The following is a 17,301-nucleotide window of genomic DNA, read 5'->3' as shown; positions in this document are numbered from 1 at the left end:
GCCATCGCCTATTTCGCCGGATACAGCTTTTGATGCATCAAATCCAGCGCTTTAGTGACCCGTGTGCCCGGATTCGTACCGAACAGATCTGAAGGTAAAACCTCGACCTGATTGTTTTGGACTGCCCGGATTCCGTTCCAAGCTGCATTTTCCTGCATTTCCTTTATAAATGCAGCTTTAACATCTTCTGTATTGCCATGAGTCATGATGAAGATGTAGTCAGGGTCAGCCTGTATGATGCGTTCTGTGTTCAGCTGCGCATATTGCGGGAAATTTTGCAGGCCCGGAAAATCAGCGGCGATGTTAGAGCCACCCGCAGCTTCCAGAATGTTTCCACTCAGTGAATTCGGCAGTGCCGCCATGTACGTGGCCGGGGCTCCATAGACCAGCAACACCTTCGGTTTGGAGGTAGAAGCGGTTTCCTTTTGCAGCTTGGTTACTTGTTGGTCAATTTGCTGGTTCAGCTTTACGGCCCCGGCTTGCTTTTGTAGCAATTGTCCGAACAGTGTAATTTGTGTCTGGATATCCTGAACTGAATTGGCACCAGTCAGCAGCAGCTGTGAACCTACTCCTTCAATGGCTGGAATGTCTTTTTCATTCATAGGATAATTGCCTAGCACGACATCCGGTTTGAGCATCGTAATTTTCTCCAAATCTACTTCATGAGTGGAGCCTATTTGCTGAACGTTCTCAGCAGCAGGTACGACGACAGGTCCATTGGAGTTGGGTCTTCCTACGGCTGTCCCGCCCAATGCGTATATAATATCCAGATCGCCATTGCTGAGCGCAACGATATGTTGAGGAACCTTTTGAAACGCCAACGTCCGTTTTGAAAAATCAGTAACTTGGATGGCTGCACTGCTTGTCGTGCCAGAAGTGGCAGATACGGAGGCACTGGTTGGTTTATGATCTGTGGTCGAGGTACCATTACTACATCCGGTAACTGCCAATAAAAGCACTGCGGACGACCACAACATATAAGATTTCATGTTATTCCTCCTGCAATTTTCGAGTTAAACAATAATGATAATCATTTTCAATTATATATAAGAGAATGATAATGAATATCACTGGGCAATGTCAATTGAAAAAACAAAATTTTTAAATAAATTTTGAACTAAAAATAAAAGGGATATATTCGAATTAAAGAAGAAGGAACTACAAATTTTTCTTAAAAAATAGCATATATCAAGGGATTGCGTACACGCAAATACATATTGACATTTTCGAAAAGTGTAAGATATATTGGTGATGGGTTTACTTTATTTTGCGAAATTATGGAATAGAGAGGTGGGGAGACAAGCTCGAAAAGAGCTATTTTTTTAAATTATCAATTGAGAATGATAATCAATTAGTTTATTCTCGTGGGGAGGGACTGCTGTCAAAATGAAGAAGGGGTATTCTGCAATTATTGCTGTGTTTCTGCTGGTGAGTGTGCTGAGCTTTTGGCCAACTTCGTCATCTGTAGGAGCCGCTGCGGCTTCTCCAAAATTGGCGGATGGTACATACACGCTCAAATACAATATCCTCAAGGCAGAAAATGACTCGGTGTCCATGGCTAATGATTATTTTGAAAAACCAGCTAAGTTGTATGTGAAAAAAGGTCAAATGACCATGCAAATTAAGCTGAATCATAGCGAATGGACAACTGGGTTTAAAGTAGATTACAAAGGCAAAATCATCGATACCAAGGTCATCCATAAGGATGCCAAAACCGATACCCGCACCGTACAATTTCCAATTACGAGTGTGAACAGCCCGCTAATCTCTAAAATCCATGTTACTGTCCCTGCGTATAACTACGATCATGACTATACGATCCGTTTCGCTTTTGATTCCAAAAGTGTCAAAAAAGTAGCAGCCGTCCAGTCAGCAAAATCAACTAAATCTTCCAAGAAGTAAATTCAAGCCATCTCTATCGTTCATAAAATCAACACAAATTCAAGCATAAAAAATGGAGGAGTGTGTGTAGATATGAATATGGTAATGAATCGCTTTGAGCAATTTTCTTTTAAGAAGGTATTCGTAGCATTGATCATGACAGCGCTTGTTTTTGCACTTGTTGCTCCATTCTCAGCTAAAGCGGCAGCAGCCGACGGCACGTACAACGTAGACTACACCGTTCTGAAGGATCAAACCAATGAGACTTCTCGATTGGATAGCTACCTGACGAAGCCTGCTCAGGTTACGGTAGCTAACGGCAAAAATGTCGTTCGTCTGACTGTGAAAAGCAGCAATCTGATTACAACGTTCAAAGTAGAGCAAAATGGCGTACTGCAAGATGCGACTGTAGTGAGCACAGATACTGCTAGCAACACTCGTGTAGTGGAATTCGAGGTTGCTGATCTGAATGCAAAAGTGAATGCTTACGCTGAAATCACAATCCCAGTAATCGGCTACACAGGCAAGTATGATGTACAACTGCAATTCGACGAAATATAATCCAAAAATAAAACGTAAAGGAGATTAAGAACATGAACATGATTATGAATCGTATGGAAAAATTGTCTTTGAAAAAAGTAATGCTTACTGTACTGATGGCAGCGCTTGTTTTTGTGGTACTGGCTCCATTTTCTGCCAATAAGGCGAATGCGGCTTTGCCTAATGGAACGTATCAATTGCCTTATACCGTTTATAAAGATGGAACCACTCAGCCATCTTACATGGATACAAATGGTTATGTGAAAAAACCAGCCACACTGATTGTTACGAATGGTCAATATAAAGTGCGAGTAGCTATTACCAAGAGTGCATGGGTTACTGAATTCAAAACTCAACAAAACGGTCAGTATGTGAATGCGACTGTGGTAAGCACATCAGGGGATACAAGAATAGTCGAATTCCCTGTAACTAGCCCGTCTCAAAAATTGAACGTTAAACTGCATGTAAGTGTGCCTGCAGAATACACTGGTGGTATTCCGTACGATCACGACTATGTTGTTCAATTCCAATTCGACGACAGCGATATCTAAGGCTTCTTTTTGAAAATATAATTTTGAATTGAATACTCATTTGGAGCTTACTTTCAATGCCCCAAATGAGTATATTTTAAGTAGGGGGATACATCACCTTGAAAAGCCGATTTAACAAATACATTACGACATTCGCTGCTATTCTAATGTTGTTTTCTTTATTTTCACCATACGTAGGAGCAACCCCTGAAGTTGATTCCACTTTCCAAAATTTGCCCGATTCAAGCACTACAGTCACTAGTGCTACTTATGCTACTTATGAGATGCCGGTAGAAGTACCTAGCACATATGCTGAGCCTACCAATGCTGTAACTACCACAGATGCGACCTATGCAGATGGAGAATACCTGATTGATTACAAACCTTTAAGAAAGACAGTCAGCGGTAACACCAGAGATTCGAGTTTCAAAACAAACTATACCTATCCTGGAGATTTGATCATTAAGGATGGAAAATACCATTTTTCATTTAAGTTTGCAGAAACTCAAGGGCTATCGAAATTTTTAGTAGAACAAAACGGGGAAACAGTTCCCGCAAAAATAGAGGTGGATTCTGGGAAAGCTTCCGGGACTGTAAGCTTCGATGTTTATGATTTTCATCAAAATGTAAATACGGAGTTTGGATTTAATAGCAGTTCTCCGTGGTATGTAGATACCGATCCAGATCGTTCGGTGAAGGAATGGATTGAGTTTGATCCTTCCAGCTTGAGACTTAAAAACTCAACGGAGAATCCAACGGTTCCACCTGTAACACCACCGGTGACGCCTCCTAATGCAGGAGAAAAACTTTCTGATTTGGACTTTACCCTTTTGAAAGATGGAACCCATGAAAAGTCTATGATGGATGGGTATACGGAGAAACCAGGCTCACTAATTGAGCGTGGAGGTAAACAATATGCCCAGTTTACATTAAAGAACAGCAAACAGATTGATGGTTTTAAGGTAGAGCAAAATGGGGTGTTAACCGACACTTCTGTTGTAAGTGAAGATCAAACTGCGAATACACGAGTGATCGAGTTTGAAGTGAAAGAACTGCCTGCCAAGCTCAACGCATGGGTGAGCATCAACTGGCCTGAGCTGGGCTACGTGCATACTTATAATGTAGATCTTCAGATGTCTTCTGCACCCGCCCCATCAGATTTGGCGGATGGAACGTATTCTATTAATTTTAATACCCTGCACGCCACAAAAGATCAGCCATCAGCCATGGCACAGTATCTGTTGTCTCCGGCAACTTTGACGGTAGCGAAGGGACAAAAAGAAGTTTCCTTCACCATTAAAGACAGCACTACAGTGACGGAATTCAAAACTGAACAAAATGGAACGTTGACGGATGCAGATATTGTAAGTGTGGACAAGACCGCCAATACACGTATTGTGAAATTCAAAGTAGCGGATTTGGACGCGATTTTGAATGCGCAGGTACATGTGAGCACGACCTATCCAGGTGGGGTTTATGAGATGGACCATAAACTTCGTCTTCAGTTCGATAAAAACAGTATCTCGGGAACGGACAACGGTTCAACTCCAGTAACGTCAAATCTGGACTTCACGCTGTTAAAAGACGGTTCAAGTGAAAAGTCTATGATGGATGGATATACAGAAAAACCGGGTACTCTGGTTGAACGTAAAGGCAAGAAATATGTACAGTTCACTTTGAAAAACAGCAAACAAATTGACGGCTTTAAAGTAGAACAAAATGGAGTATTGACCAACACGACCGTAGTAAGTGAAGATCAAACGGCGAATACACGTGTTATCGAATTTGAGGTTAAGGAAGTGCCTGCCAAACTGAATGCATGGGTAAGCATCAACTGGCCTGAGCTGAACTATGTAGAAACCTATGATGTCGATCTTCAATTAGGAGCGGTAACAACCCCGGTTGATCCTGGGACGCCAGGCACACCAGGCACGCCCGGAAAGAATTTAGCTGATGGAACGTATTCAATCAACTTCGATGCGCTGCACGCAATCAAAGATCAAAAATCGGCCATGGCGCAATATTTATTGTCTCCGGCCACACTGACGGTATCAAAAGGCAAGTATGAAGCCTCCTTTACCATCAAAGACAGCACCACCGTGACAGAGTTTAAAACAGAACAAAGCGGGACACTTACGGATGCAGATATCGTTAGTGAGGACAGGAATGCTAATACACGTGTTGTGAAATTCAAAGTGGCGGATTTGGACGCTATTCTGAATGCACAGGTACATGTGAGCACGACCTATCCAGGTGGGGTTTATGAGATGGATCATAAGCTTCGTCTGCAATTTGACCGCAGTAGCATTACAGCTAAAGGACCGGATAACGGAACCACAACCCCAGTTGAAAATGGCAGATACAGCATTGATTTCTCCGTACTCAAAAACGGAAGCAATGAAATATCTGTGATGGATGGATATATGCAAAAGCCAGCCACACTGTTAAAACAGTCTGGTAAAAATATCATTCAGATCAAAATGGACAAGAGCAGCTGGATCAAAACGTTCAAAGTAAATGGTGCAGAGGCTCAGGTTGTCGATCAATCGAGCTCCGCAAATACAAGAACAGTACAATTTGAAGTGCCAAATCTGTCGGATAAAGTGACAGTGAACACGCATGTCATCGTACCTGGATTGGATTTGAGTGGCATCCCATATGATCACGTGTATGATGTGCAGTTCCAATTCGAGCCTGCTACCATTCGAAGCTTTGTTGAGCCTACCTCTTCAGGGGCGGCTGATCCCATGATTAAACTGGATTTTGACAAGCTTGCCAATGGTAAATATGCTTTGAAATTCAGTATTGTTTTGTCAGATGGCTCAACAGCAGCAGATTCACAGGCTCAACGCTTCATCACTGACGAACCGGCGCAATTGGTCGTGGAAGGCGACAAACGGTTTGTAGGTCTGAAGCTGCAAAACAGCAATGAAGTGAAGGCGCTGCGCATTTGGGACAACGCAAGCGGGGACTACCGAGATGCAGAAGTGACCCAGGAAGATGCAGCAAGCAATACGAAGCATGTTCGTTTTAGCGTAAGTGACTTTAAGAGCAATGTAAAAGGCCAACTGGTTGTCTACGAAGCTCCTAAAGTGGCAAGTAGCGCTCAGATGGTTTTCAAGGCGGAGGATCGAGTAGAAAAGGTATATGATTTTGAATTTAAATTCGATACCAGTAATGTATCTTATCACAACGAAACCAAAGCAGACGAAGTAGAACAGGGGAAAAATAACTTGGCCGATGGAGAGTACACTGCGAACTTCCGTGTGCTGGCGAACGGAACGGATAAGGATTCTCTAGTGGCTCCTTTTGTACAGAGTCTAGCGAAGTTGATTGTGAAAAACGGTAAGGTTCAGGCTCATGTAACCGTTACGAACAACCAGGCTTTGAAGCTATTCCAAACGGATTTTGAAGGTCGTTATGCCAATCCGACGATTATGGGTTCGGACACTAAAGGTGACACGCACACGATTGCGTTCGAAGTACCTGATCTGGATAAAAAGTTGAGTGTGTACACACAGGTATATCTGCCTGAGAAATACATTCTAAATGAGAAATTCGGCGGTCAGATTCAATTTGACCGTGCATCGCTCAAAGGTGAGGGAGTCAATACAGCTACAACCGTAACCCCTACTGAACCGATAGTAGCTTCTACGGACAAGGCAGCAGAAACAACTGCATCTGTAGCTGAAACCAAACCAGTAGTTGAGCAACCGGTTCAAATGGCTTCCGAGAAGCAATACACGATTAATTACAACGTATTTAAAGACAAAACGAGTGAAGCTTCCGTTATGGACGGTTATCTCGACAAGCCAGCCACACTGATTGAAAAGGGAGACAAGCGCTATATCCAAGTGACTTTGAAAAATAGCTCTTGGATGCCAACTCTACAAGTGGAGCAAAACGGTACCCTGAAAGATGTAGAAGTGATCTCGACATCCGGCGATACACGTGTCGTTCAATTCGAGGTAGGGGACTTGTCCCAGAAAATCAGTGCTTACACACACGTTATTGTGCCTGGCTTGGTTCTTGGCGGAGTGCCGTATGATCACTGGTATACAGTTCAGTTCCAATTTGATGAAGCAAGCCTGAAAGCGAAGTAGCCTCAGGTTGTGACGTCAATGAAGCCCGAATAACAGCAAAGTTTGTATGCGAGCAAGTCTTGGTGCCTCGGCGTCAAGACTTGTCAGCATTTACATACCCGAGGAATTTGCAAAAATCCAATAAGCGACTTCTAGTGAACAATATGTAGATCAAACAGTCTAGTTCGTCTATATATTGCACTTTGGAGCGACTGGAGTCGAATTTTGCTAAATCCTGATACCCGAAAAGTTAGGGTTCCTAATGCAGTTCTATATTTTGAATTGAGGTGACTGGATTTTCATGAAACGATATATAGCATGGGCTCAAGGAAGATCGTTTTGTTTGTATATGTTAATCGGCATCGTGATCTTGTTGCTGGCCGGATGTTCGGGAGGAGGACAGGCTGGACAGAATCAGACCGATGGTTCGAAATCAGCGGCAACATCTGATGCAACCGGAAAGTCGTCTGACGGTAAAGCTCAAGCTCCTCGGATTGTGGCGACTACGGTAGCCATTGCGGAAATCACGGATGCGCTGGGCCTGGATTTGGCTGGTAAGCCGACAAGCACGAAAGTGCTGCCTGACCGTTACAAGGATGTGCCTGATGTGGGTAATCCGATGAGTCCCGACATGGAAAAAGTGATGTCACTGAAGCCGACGGATGTACTGTCGGTGACGACACTGAAATATGATCTGGAGCCTAAATTTAAAGATTTGAAAATCAATGCCGAATTTTTGAATTTTGAAAGTCTCGCGAATATGCAAAAAGAAATTCAAAAGCTGGGAGACACGTTTGGCAAAGCCGATAAGGCCAAAGAGATTAATGGAGCGTTGGATGCCAAAGTAACTGAGATTCAACAAAAGATCAAAGGGAAGAAATCTCCTAAAGTATTGATTTTGCTGGGAGTACCGGGAAGCTATCTGGTGGCTACCGAGCATTCCTATATTGGGGATCTGGTTAAAATTGCAGGCGGAACAAATGTGGTTCAGGGCGAGAAGGTGGAGTTCATTGCCCACAATACCGAAGCCTTGCAGCAATCCAACCCTGATATCATTTTGCGCGCTGCACACGGGATGCCGGATGAAGTAGTGAAAATGTTCGATGAAGAGTTCAAAACCAACGATATCTGGAAGCATTTCAACGCTGTGAAAAATGGGCATGTCTATGATCTGCCTGAACCGTTGTTTGGCACAACAGGGAATCTAGCGGCAAACTCGGCGCTAGATGAGCTGATGAAAATGCTGTATCCTTCGAATTAAAGGAAGCTGATGACATGTCCAAAAAAGGTTGGAGTCTTATTGTTGTAATGGTCTTGCTCGTCGGCGTCATGTTATATTCAGCGATGACAGGTAGTCTCAAGGTGGATTTGAGTCAGTTGGTCACCGGATTGTGGACAGGTACAGATGATCAGGTGAATGTGGTCAAGGACCTGAGGCTGCCGAGAATTATCGTAGCCGTGATGGCAGGTGCAGCCCTTGCAGTAGCGGGTGTCTTGCTGCAAGCTGTTATGAAAAACCCGCTGGCAGATGCCGGAGTTATCGGCATTTCTTCGGGAGCAGCATTGATCTCGCTGATTGCGGTGACGGTCTTTCCAATGCTTTATTTCTGGATGCCGTTCTTTTCATTTATTGGCGGTGCGATAGCTTGTTTAATGGTTTATGGATTTTCATGGAGATCCGGCTTGCATCCGATTCGTCTCATTCTGATCGGGGTAGCTGTGAATGCCATTTTTTCTGGTTTAGGTCAGTCATTTAATTATCGAGGCAGCTATGCGGTCACCAGCATTAACCAGGTTACTACTTCAACCTTGTCTATGAAAAAATGGGTAGATGTCGAGGTTATTGTGACCTATGGCGGGATTGGACTAATTTTGGCCATGCTCGTGTTCTCTTGGTGCAATTTCTTGTCCCTTCAAGATAAAACAGCTAAAAATCTGGGATTCAATGTAACACGCGCACGACTTTTGATTTCTGTGATTGCAGTGCTGCTTGCAGCAACGGCTACAGCCATCGCAGGAGTGATTGCCTTTATCGGCCTGCTCGTTCCGCATTGTGCCCGCTACCTAGTTGGCTCGGATCATAAGTGGTTGATTCCATTTTCAGCCTTATGCGGTGGCTTGTTGCTGCTGCTCGCGGATACTCTGGGGCGGACGGTGCTTGCTCCCAATGAAATCCCGGCTTCTATTATTATGGCCGTCATTGGCGGGCCGTTCCTGATATTCCTGATCAGAAAGGCGGATCGCAGCTATGGACATTAAGGATATAACCTTCTCATATGATCGGAAAACAGATCGTCTGCACGCTATTCATGCTGTTATTGAGTCAGGACGGATTACGACCATTATTGGTCCCAACGGATGCGGCAAATCGACGCTGCTCAGCGTGATGTCCAACAATGCTGTTCCCCGCTTGGGACAGGTGATTCTGGACGGCAAAGAAATAGCCCACTACAAGCCCAAGGAGCTGGCCCGTCAATTGGCGGTAGTCCATCAGCAGAACGAGGCACCTTCCGACCTGACTGTAGAAAAGCTCGTAAGCTTCGGCAGGTTGCCGCATAAGAACATGTTCACAGCGAGGCGTGACGAGGATGAGGAGGCGATTGAGTGGGCGATAGCCTGTACTAACCTGAACGAACGTAGAACTCGCACGTTGGATCAACTCTCAGGAGGAGAACGGCAGCGTGTATGGATTGCAATGGCCTTGGCACAGCGGACTCCCATTTTATTTTTGGATGAGCCGACCACCTATTTGGATATGTACTACCAGCTTGAAATTTTAGAGCTCATTCGGCAGTTAAACCAGGAACATGGACTGACAATCGTGATGGTGCTGCATGATATCAATCAGGCTATTCGGTATAGCGATGTAATGATTGCCATGAAGGAAGGGCGTATTATAGCGAACGGCCCACCTACAGAGGTCGTTACATCTGAACTGATCCAGGCAGTTTATGATGTGGAGGTCGTAATCAAACAGGATGATGAAGCGGGCATGTATCTCATTCCGATAGGAGTCGGGGCTTCCTGACATTTACAAGCATACGGAACATTATTGCTGCGACTGAATAACGCGTTTGTCCTCACGGCATTTCAACGAATTTAAAACATGAAAATGGCTCTGGTCCATGTGTTTTGTCAGGTGACAACCGTGGAGACAGAAGCATTTTTTATTTTATTTATAAGATATTGGATGAGATTCAGGGACGGTTATGCTTATACTACGGTTCGAATCCGATCTTTTGTGTGTTATACTATTGCCGTCGGTAATTTTGTGTTTAGCACTTAACTAATGATAAGGATGGTATGCTTATATGATCAGTACAAGCGGCGTAACGCTTCGTTATGGGAAACGCCCACTTTTTGAAGACGTAAATATCAAATTTACTCCTGGGAACTGCTACGGCCTGATTGGGGCGAATGGCGCGGGCAAATCCACTTTTTTGAAAATTCTTTCCGGTGAAATCGAAGCCAATTCAGGCGAGGTTCACATGACACCGGGCGAACGGATGGCAGTGCTCAAGCAGAACCATTATGAATACGATGAATTCCCGGTTCTGGAAACCGTTATTATGGGTCATACGCGTCTGTATGAAATCATGAAGGAAAAAGATGCGCTGTATGCCAAAACAGAATTTACTGAAGCAGACGGCCTGCGTGCCGGTGAACTGGAAGGCGAATTTGCGGAGCTGAACGGTTGGGATGCTGAGCCGGATGCAGCTTCCTTGCTGATCGGTCTTGGTATTCCTCGCGACCTGCATGACAAGAACATGTCTGAGCTGAGTGGTAATGACAAGGTACGTGTTCTCCTGGCTCAAGCGTTGTTTGGTCGTCCGAACAATTTGCTGCTTGATGAGCCTACCAACCATTTGGACCTCGAATCCATTCAATGGCTGGAAAATTTCTTGATGGACTATGAAGGCACCGTCATCGTCGTATCCCATGATCGTCACTTCCTGAACAAGGTATGTACGCATATTGCGGATATCGATTTTGGCAAAATCCAGATGTACGTCGGCAACTACGACTTCTGGTATGAGTCCAGCCAGCTTGCGCTTGCCTTGACGCGTGATGCCAACAAGAAAAAGGAAGAGAAGATCAAGGAACTGCAAGCCTTTATTCAGCGCTTTTCCGCGAATGCTTCCAAGTCCAAACAAGCTACTTCACGTAAAAAACAACTGGATAAAATTACGCTGGACGACATCCGTCCATCGAACCGTAAATATCCTTTCCTGAACTTCAAGCCTGAACGCGAAGCAGGCAAACAACTCTTGACAGTAGACCGCCTCAGTAAAACCGTTGAAGGCGAGCAAGTGCTGAATGAGTTCAGTCTGGTTGTGAACAAAGGCGATAAAATCGCGTTTGTTGGGCCGAACGGTTTGCCTAAATCGACGCTCTTCCAAGTATTGATGAACGAGATTGAAGCAGACAGCGGAGAATTTTCTTGGGGGATTACAACTAGCCAAGCTTATTTCCCGAAAGATAATTCCACCTATTTTGAAGGTGTGGACATGAATCTTGTGGAATGGCTCCGTCAATATTCCAAGGATCAGGACGAAACGTTCCTGCGTGGCTTCTTGGGACGTATGCTTTTCTCTGGTGAAGAAGCACTTAAGAAAGCAAGTGTACTGTCCGGGGGCGAAAAGGTTCGCTGTATGCTGGCGAAAATGATGCTGAACGGTGCCAATGTGCTGTTGCTGGAAGAACCGACCAACCACTTGGATTTGGAGTCCATTACAGCGCTGAACAATGGTCTGATTGATTTTGACGGTACTATATTGTTCACATCTCATGACCATCAGTTTATTCAAACGATTGCGAACCGCATTGTGGAAATTACACCAAACGGCGTAATCGACCGTACGATGAGCTATGATGAATACTTGGAAAATGAAGAAATCGCGAAATTGCGTGAACGTATGTATCCGGTAGAAATCGGCTAAAATTCCAACCGGCTATCTTCAACAACTAGATAAACGAAAGAGGAGCTCCTTTAGGCCATTGAGATGGCAGGGAGACTCCTCTTTTTCGTTTTTGTGCCATGCCCATAGCTTACCTGGCTCTGGCCGTGAGGTAAGATAGACCTCGCCAGACCTTTGGTACCCTATAAAGGCTATGAGGTGGCTTATGATCCGCCTGTACGACGGCGTTGGTTGTTCGGCTTCTTCGTATTTTGGCTTTTAAGTGTTTTGGTGGAACCGCCTTGAAAGCCGCCCTGCTGTGAAGCGCCGGACTGCTGTTTTTTTTGTGCCAGCTTTTCCCGAATGGCATCTGCGAGATTAACTTTACGTGGTTCATTGGCATCGCTCATGAATAAATTCCTCCTGTTGCCGCCAGATTCATGTCAATCATGTTGGATTGAAGAAAAACGCGGCTGTGTCCTCATTTTATACGTTTTTAAAAGAAGGGACAAGGGCAACAATGATAACACCCATCTGGGGTGGGGCGGGAGAGAAAACGTCTGTTTTTTGTGTGAAGGAAAAAATGTTTTGTGTAACCTACAGGAATGGGGCCTGGCAATACTTTTTCGTTGTTCCTACAGCGATGCAGAGCGGAAAGACTGTTTCTCTAGACCCACACAAAGTTCGTCTGCTATCCTGAAAATAACAGTTACCCAAAGGTGAATTGTTATTTTCAGGATAGCTACGCTGCTTGTTTGAAAAGTTAATGTTGAGGGTTCAAGGCAGCGATGCTGCTATTTTTATTTTTGGGCCCGGTGAGGTCGTTCTGCTGGGAACTATATATTTGAAGGAGTGTCCTACGTTGTGGTAAATGTCTATGATGAAATCCGAAAAGGTGAGCGTGGGGCGTGGGTAAGCATTGCTGCTTATCTCTTGCTGTCCGCCTTTAAGCTGATTAGCGGGTATATATTTGCTTCTAGCGCATTGCGGGCGGATGGCTTCAATAATGTTACCGATATTGTAGTGTCGGTTGCTGTACTGGTTGGACTGAGAATTTCCCAAAAGCCACCGGACTCTGACCATGCCTATGGACATTTTCGGGCAGAAACGATCGCGGCGCTGCTGGCGTCCTTTATTATGGCTGTCGTCGGTTTGCAGGTGCTTATTGATGGGATCGGCAGCATTTTCAAGGGCGGAAAGCAAATACCGGATATCACCTCCGCGGGTGTAGCTGTGATTTGTGCCGTGATTATGCTGGGAGTGTACTTGTACAATAACAGGCTGGCACGGCAAATTAACAATAAGGCTTTGCTGGCAGCGGCCAAGGATAATCTATCGGATGCACTTGTCAGTGTTGGGGCAGCAGTTGGCATTATCGGCGCACAGTTCGGGCTACCCTGGCTGGATACTGTAGCTGCGATCGCGGTAGGATGTATCATTTGCAAAACAGCGTGGGATATTTTTAAGGATTCCACACACAGCTTGACCGATGGATTTGATGAGCAAGAACTGTCTGACTTACGAAGTACGATTGCCCGTATACCTGGAGTAGAGGGGATTCGGGACGTTAAGGCACGTGTACACGGCAATCATGCACTGGTGGATGTGGTCATTGAGGTGAATCCGCAACTCAGCCTGATTGAAGGGCATCGGATCAGCGACCGGATTGAGGAACGCCTACAAGAGGTTCATAATACGATGCATGTCCATGTCCATGTAGAACCCAAATTATAGATTAATTATTAAATAGTTAGTATTAAAAGTGACTTTAGACCTATATGTAAAAGGCGTATACGCTTCCTTTTGTGACGTTTGGATTATATCTCTCTTCCTGCTGCTTTTACTATAATGAAGGCATGTCCGGCTATATTCGTCGGAATTTGATATGCTCTTCAAATTCGTAAAAACAGCCAGGAGGTGCAACATTGAGAAGACGCGTGATGGGAATGCTCATGACGTCAGCCGCGCTGTTGGCAGCAATTCATGTGGCGCCGGGTCAGGTTGACGCAGCGGCATCAACAGCATCCACAGGACAGAAGGCGGTTATTCAGGCGGCTGTAAAGCTTAGATCCGGTCCTTCGACTACAGGGGATGTAGTCAGCTTTATGAAGCAGGGAGAGGCCGTAACGGTATTGGAGAAAACAAACAGCTATTGGTATAAGATCAAGACTTCTGATGGAGTAACCGGATACACTAGCAGCTCCGACAAGTACATAAAAGTTGGCGCTACCAGCGTCGCTGCTGCTGTCACCTCATCTGCCAGCCGTAAATCGGAAGCCGCAGAGCCAGTTGAAAATGTTTCAGCTAAAGAGGCTGTGGCCTCAGTGAATAGTTCTGCCGGTCAAACGAAAGCTACGATTCAAACGTCCGTTCGTTTGCGGGCGGAGGCATCCACTTCTTCCGAGGTCTTGGGCTATTTGAATGCAGGGGATGTCGTTACGATTACCGATCCAAGTAATGCCTATTGGTTCAAGGTTACCAATGCTGGTGGTACGGTGGGTTACGTCAGCTCGTCTCCACAGTATATTCGTATTGGTGAGGGCGTTGTTGTGCAGCAGCCTGTGTCTGCTCCGGTGACAACCACTCCTGATACTACTGCAATACCTGTGACAGCCTCTCCTGCGTCAACTATGAACATATTTTCCGGTGATGCAGCGGCTGCAATAGAGCAGGTTATTAACACGGGGATGACTTATCTCGGAACTCCATATGAATATGGTTCGGATCGTAGCAGTACGGCTACTTTTGATTGCTCGGCATTTACCCGTCAAATTTTCCGTCAGGCTGTAGGTATCCAGCTTCCGGCAGATTCTCGTTCACAGGGTGAGTGGATCAAGCAAAACAGTCAGCCGAATACGGACATGACTACGCTGAAGCGTGGCGATTTGCTCTTCTTTACAAATTATAATGCATCTTCCGGGGCGTACACGTCCTTGGATAACTCCTCCCAAACGATTACACACGTAGCTGTATATTTGGGAGACAACAAGCTTCTCCATACGTTTTCTGTAGCGGGTGGCGGTGTAAAAGTTACGGATTTCAGCAAGCCTTGGCAGGACCGTTTCCTGTTTGGGGGCAGCGTGATTCAATAAAAGCGCCGCTAACTGTTAAAAAGCTGCATCAAAAAAGGATGTTCCACAGCCCTGTTGACCAGGGTGGGAACATCCTTTTTTTATAGACATTTAGAATATTGCTTTTGTGCAGCTAGCATCCGATAACTATGAAACCCGTTTTCTTCTGGTGAAGAGTGAAATGACGAACAACACCAGAAATATCACAAATAATATTTTAGCGATTGTAGCAGCTACGGACACGACGATACCAAAAAAACCTAAGATACCGGCGATCACAGCAAAAATTAAGAATAAAGCGGACCATTTTAGCATGTTCTGTATCCTCCTTTAATTGTATATAATGTGGCATACTCACGCCCCGATAGAGCATGGTTGCAGATGATGGAGACTTCTATAGAATATTCGTGTCTGTGCCATCGTTATACGTTGTTTTAAACGGTGTGAGAGTCCGTGAATCATAACGTTTGGAGCGGAGAAGAAGCCAGCCTGGACGTTGTTTCGTGTCTGAATCTAAAGGGTAACTATGCAGTAATCATAAACATCATCGTGAAAGACGAAAGAGAGGTTACGCTATGTTAACACAGGTCAGCATTTTTATTATTGCTATCGCATTTGCAGTTCTCGTTATTTTCCTCATTAAAACGTTGAAAGCAGCACAAGGCTCTTTGGATAAGGTGACTCAAACCTTGCAGGATGTACAAAAAACGATTGATGAACTGAGTTATGAAGTAAAACAAACGGTTCGACATGCGAATGACATCACCGCAGATGTTGATCATAAATTGAAGCAAGTGGAGCCAGTGATGGAATCGGTTAGAAATTTGGGGGAGGTACTCAGCGAAGTGACGTTGGCTGCCAAGCAGGCTTCAACAGCGTTAATGACACGGTTTCAGAAATCGCATAGCGCTGCGAGTAATACTTCCAGAACGGATAACGCGATCAAGGCAACGACATCGAATAGACCTTTGACCGCAACGGAGCGGACGGTTCAGAGCTACAATGCGACTTATGAGGAGCCTGCGGCCAAGCCAGGTAAAAACTGGTTGGGTTATGTAGACATCGCTGCTGGGGTGTGGCAGAAAATGCGTCAGTAGCATAGTGGCTGAACCGTAAACTACAGGAAATTCATTGAAAGGGTGAGATTTATGATGAAGACGTTATTACTAGCTGCTGGTTTGCTCACTCCCTTTTCCGGACAGGATACGGTTCAGCAAACCGTTTCCCCGCAAATAGCGGGACATGTGGTTAGGACTGTGCAGACGATACCCGCTCCACATGCTGTACCAGCAGATTTTCATACCTTAAATGGCATATCTTTGGATGATACACGTGCTGATGTATTGAAAAAGCTGGGCAAGCCACAGCGAGTCAAAAAGGATAAGTTGCTGCTTTCTACAGAATACCAATATCCAGATGTTGTGGTAGGTATGCGTGAGGACGTCGTTTCTTATGTGCATGTAGATCCTGCTGCCGGTCGAATCAAGGTGAATGATAAGTGGCTGCCGCTGCAACGGAAAACGCTCGATCAGGCGCTGGGTGGCTCGCAATTCACGGCGGAAGACGGAGAGGTATATGTACGCGGACAACGTGCAATCAAAGTGTTTATGGATGAGACGTCTGATAAACCTAAGTATGTTGAGTTTTTTGATGAAACGGAATGGTAATTGATTTTTTTAAGGCATGACATAACATGGAAGTTTCAAATGGATATGTGAAGTGTAATAGTCAGAGAAGTCAATCCTTAAAGGAGCGTGAGAAACATGAATCAGACCAATCATAAATCTTATGCCAAAGTGGTAGATAACGGTGTACAAGCCGTTGAAGCAGTAAATGAGTTGCGTAACACAGGCTATCGTTATGAGGATGTGTTCGTGCTCGCTCATGATCAGGATCGGACAGATCGTATTGCCGATACGGTGGATGCCAAGGAAATCGGGATTAAGGAAGAGGGCGTTTTCGATTCATTAGCCAACTTGTTCCGTTCCCGCGGCGATGAGCTTCGCGCTAAAATTACTTCCTTGGGATTTACAGATACGGAAGCTGACTTTTATGAAAAAGAACTGGATCAGGGGAAAGTGCTGGTCATTGCTAAAAAAGCGTGATATCGCTGTTCACTATAAGAGCAGCGTGACATTAGATTCGAAAAAGAGGAAGCTGACCGCAGCACAAGTGTTTCGCGGGTCCTCCAAAAACATAGATAAGGAATGGGGTTCAGCCTCATTCCTTATCTATGTTTTTGGAATGCCTTCTTACGGAAACACTACTACTAATCAACAAGGGTGTTGCCGTTTAAGTA

The 17,301-nt window shown here is 44.9% G+C and carries 16 protein-coding genes; 13 read left to right on the top strand and 3 right to left on the bottom strand.

The window, feature by feature from the left end:
• Positions 1 to 8 precede the first annotated feature (8 nt).
• Positions 9 to 989 (bottom strand): ABC transporter substrate-binding protein, encoded by a 981-nt coding sequence (locus ACYCS5_RS10140; RefSeq protein ID WP_459760997.1) that lies wholly within the window; start codon positions 987 to 989, stop codon positions 9 to 11.
• A 397-nt stretch (positions 990 to 1,386) separates the two neighbouring features.
• Here ACYCS5_RS10140 and isdC point away from each other — a divergent pair, with 397 nt between their 5' ends.
• From isdC to ACYCS5_RS10100, 8 genes are all read left to right on the top strand, one after another.
• Positions 1,387 to 1,902 carry a heme uptake protein IsdC gene (gene isdC / locus ACYCS5_RS10135; protein WP_069012154.1) on the top strand — a complete coding sequence of 172 codons (516 nt, stop codon included), beginning with the start codon at positions 1,387 to 1,389 and terminating at the stop codon, positions 1,900 to 1,902.
• 72 nt (positions 1,903 to 1,974) lie between these two features.
• The gene (locus ACYCS5_RS10130; protein WP_029519187.1) at positions 1,975 to 2,442 is read left to right on the top strand and encodes an NEAT domain-containing protein; all 468 of its coding nucleotides are present in this window, start codon (positions 1,975 to 1,977) and stop codon (positions 2,440 to 2,442) included.
• 32 nt (positions 2,443 to 2,474) lie between these two features.
• Positions 2,475 to 2,972 carry an NEAT domain-containing protein gene (locus ACYCS5_RS10125; RefSeq protein ID WP_039273678.1) on the top strand — a complete coding sequence of 166 codons (498 nt, stop codon included), beginning with the start codon at positions 2,475 to 2,477 and terminating at the stop codon, positions 2,970 to 2,972.
• A gap of 98 nt (positions 2,973 to 3,070) precedes the next feature.
• Positions 3,071 to 7,054, top strand: a complete 3,984-nt coding sequence (locus ACYCS5_RS10120) for an NEAT domain-containing protein (protein ID WP_459760996.1) — start codon at positions 3,071 to 3,073, stop codon at positions 7,052 to 7,054.
• Between the two features lie 280 nt (positions 7,055 to 7,334).
• Positions 7,335 to 8,294 (top strand): heme ABC transporter substrate-binding protein IsdE, encoded by a 960-nt coding sequence (gene isdE / locus ACYCS5_RS10115; protein ID WP_459760995.1) that lies wholly within the window; start codon positions 7,335 to 7,337, stop codon positions 8,292 to 8,294.
• 14 nt (positions 8,295 to 8,308) lie between these two features.
• Positions 8,309 to 9,292: a FecCD family ABC transporter permease gene (locus tag ACYCS5_RS10110; protein ID WP_241113419.1), complete on the top strand. Its 984-nt coding sequence runs from the start codon at positions 8,309 to 8,311 to the stop codon at positions 9,290 to 9,292.
• The gene (locus ACYCS5_RS10105; protein ID WP_029517161.1) at positions 9,282 to 10,061 is read left to right on the top strand and encodes an ABC transporter ATP-binding protein; all 780 of its coding nucleotides are present in this window, start codon (positions 9,282 to 9,284) and stop codon (positions 10,059 to 10,061) included. Before ACYCS5_RS10110 ends, ACYCS5_RS10105 begins: the two co-directional genes overlap by 11 nt.
• Before the next feature lie 283 nt (positions 10,062 to 10,344).
• A complete protein-coding gene (locus ACYCS5_RS10100) occupies positions 10,345 to 11,973 on the top strand; it encodes an ABC-F family ATP-binding cassette domain-containing protein (protein ID WP_013311942.1) in 1,629 nt (542 codons plus the stop codon).
• Between the two features lie 182 nt (positions 11,974 to 12,155).
• Here ACYCS5_RS10100 and ACYCS5_RS10095 read toward each other — a convergent pair whose 3' ends face one another.
• A complete protein-coding gene (locus tag ACYCS5_RS10095; RefSeq protein WP_029517162.1) occupies positions 12,156 to 12,341 on the bottom strand; it encodes a hypothetical protein in 186 nt (61 codons plus the stop codon).
• Between the two features lie 454 nt (positions 12,342 to 12,795).
• Here ACYCS5_RS10095 and ACYCS5_RS10090 point away from each other — a divergent pair, with 454 nt between their 5' ends.
• Both ACYCS5_RS10090 and ACYCS5_RS10085 read left to right on the top strand, forming a co-directional pair.
• Positions 12,796 to 13,665 (top strand): cation diffusion facilitator family transporter, encoded by an 870-nt coding sequence (locus ACYCS5_RS10090; RefSeq protein WP_029517164.1) that lies wholly within the window; start codon positions 12,796 to 12,798, stop codon positions 13,663 to 13,665.
• A gap of 191 nt (positions 13,666 to 13,856) precedes the next feature.
• Positions 13,857 to 15,023 carry a C40 family peptidase gene (locus tag ACYCS5_RS10085; protein ID WP_459760994.1) on the top strand — a complete coding sequence of 389 codons (1,167 nt, stop codon included), beginning with the start codon at positions 13,857 to 13,859 and terminating at the stop codon, positions 15,021 to 15,023.
• Between the two features lie 126 nt (positions 15,024 to 15,149).
• Here ACYCS5_RS10085 and ACYCS5_RS10080 read toward each other — a convergent pair whose 3' ends face one another.
• Complete coding sequence (locus ACYCS5_RS10080; protein WP_029517166.1) at positions 15,150 to 15,317, bottom strand: DUF1328 domain-containing protein; 168 nt, start codon at positions 15,315 to 15,317, stop codon at positions 15,150 to 15,152.
• A gap of 260 nt (positions 15,318 to 15,577) precedes the next feature.
• Here ACYCS5_RS10080 and ACYCS5_RS10075 point away from each other — a divergent pair, with 260 nt between their 5' ends.
• From ACYCS5_RS10075 to ACYCS5_RS10065, 3 genes are all read left to right on the top strand, one after another.
• A complete protein-coding gene (locus ACYCS5_RS10075) occupies positions 15,578 to 16,099 on the top strand; it encodes a DUF948 domain-containing protein (protein ID WP_029517167.1) in 522 nt (173 codons plus the stop codon).
• 51 nt (positions 16,100 to 16,150) lie between these two features.
• Positions 16,151 to 16,669: a hypothetical protein gene (locus tag ACYCS5_RS10070; RefSeq protein WP_029517168.1), complete on the top strand. Its 519-nt coding sequence runs from the start codon at positions 16,151 to 16,153 to the stop codon at positions 16,667 to 16,669.
• Between the two features lie 96 nt (positions 16,670 to 16,765).
• Entirely contained in the window at positions 16,766 to 17,107 is a 342-nt protein-coding gene (locus tag ACYCS5_RS10065; RefSeq protein ID WP_023990277.1) for a YflT domain-containing protein, read from the top strand.
• The last annotated feature ends 194 nt before the right edge of the window (positions 17,108 to 17,301 follow it).

This window comes from Paenibacillus sp. SEL3, assembly GCF_054602585.1.
The sequence above is the reverse complement of the archived record's forward strand: the minus strand, read 5'-3'. Positions and strand labels throughout refer to the sequence as shown.

Coding starts and splice junctions, on each gene's coding strand:
- ACYCS5_RS10065 (WP_023990277.1), top strand. CDS start 16,766: ATGAATCAGACCAATCATAAATCTTATGCCAAAGTGGTAGATAACGGT.
- isdE (WP_459760995.1), top strand. CDS start 7,335: ATGAAACGATATATAGCATGGGCTCAAGGAAGATCGTTTTGTTTGTAT.
- ACYCS5_RS10080 (WP_029517166.1), bottom strand. CDS start 15,317: ATGCTAAAATGGTCCGCTTTATTCTTAATTTTTGCTGTGATCGCCGGT.
- ACYCS5_RS10130 (WP_029519187.1), top strand. CDS start 1,975: ATGAATATGGTAATGAATCGCTTTGAGCAATTTTCTTTTAAGAAGGTA.
- ACYCS5_RS10070 (WP_029517168.1), top strand. CDS start 16,151: ATGATGAAGACGTTATTACTAGCTGCTGGTTTGCTCACTCCCTTTTCC.
- ACYCS5_RS10105 (WP_029517161.1), top strand. CDS start 9,282: ATGGACATTAAGGATATAACCTTCTCATATGATCGGAAAACAGATCGT.
- ACYCS5_RS10075 (WP_029517167.1), top strand. CDS start 15,578: ATGTTAACACAGGTCAGCATTTTTATTATTGCTATCGCATTTGCAGTT.
- ACYCS5_RS10100 (WP_013311942.1), top strand. CDS start 10,345: ATGATCAGTACAAGCGGCGTAACGCTTCGTTATGGGAAACGCCCACTT.
- isdC (WP_069012154.1), top strand. CDS start 1,387: ATGAAGAAGGGGTATTCTGCAATTATTGCTGTGTTTCTGCTGGTGAGT.
- ACYCS5_RS10110 (WP_241113419.1), top strand. CDS start 8,309: ATGTCCAAAAAAGGTTGGAGTCTTATTGTTGTAATGGTCTTGCTCGTC.
- ACYCS5_RS10140 (WP_459760997.1), bottom strand. CDS start 989: ATGAAATCTTATATGTTGTGGTCGTCCGCAGTGCTTTTATTGGCAGTT.
- ACYCS5_RS10095 (WP_029517162.1), bottom strand. CDS start 12,341: ATGAGCGATGCCAATGAACCACGTAAAGTTAATCTCGCAGATGCCATT.
- ACYCS5_RS10125 (WP_039273678.1), top strand. CDS start 2,475: ATGAACATGATTATGAATCGTATGGAAAAATTGTCTTTGAAAAAAGTA.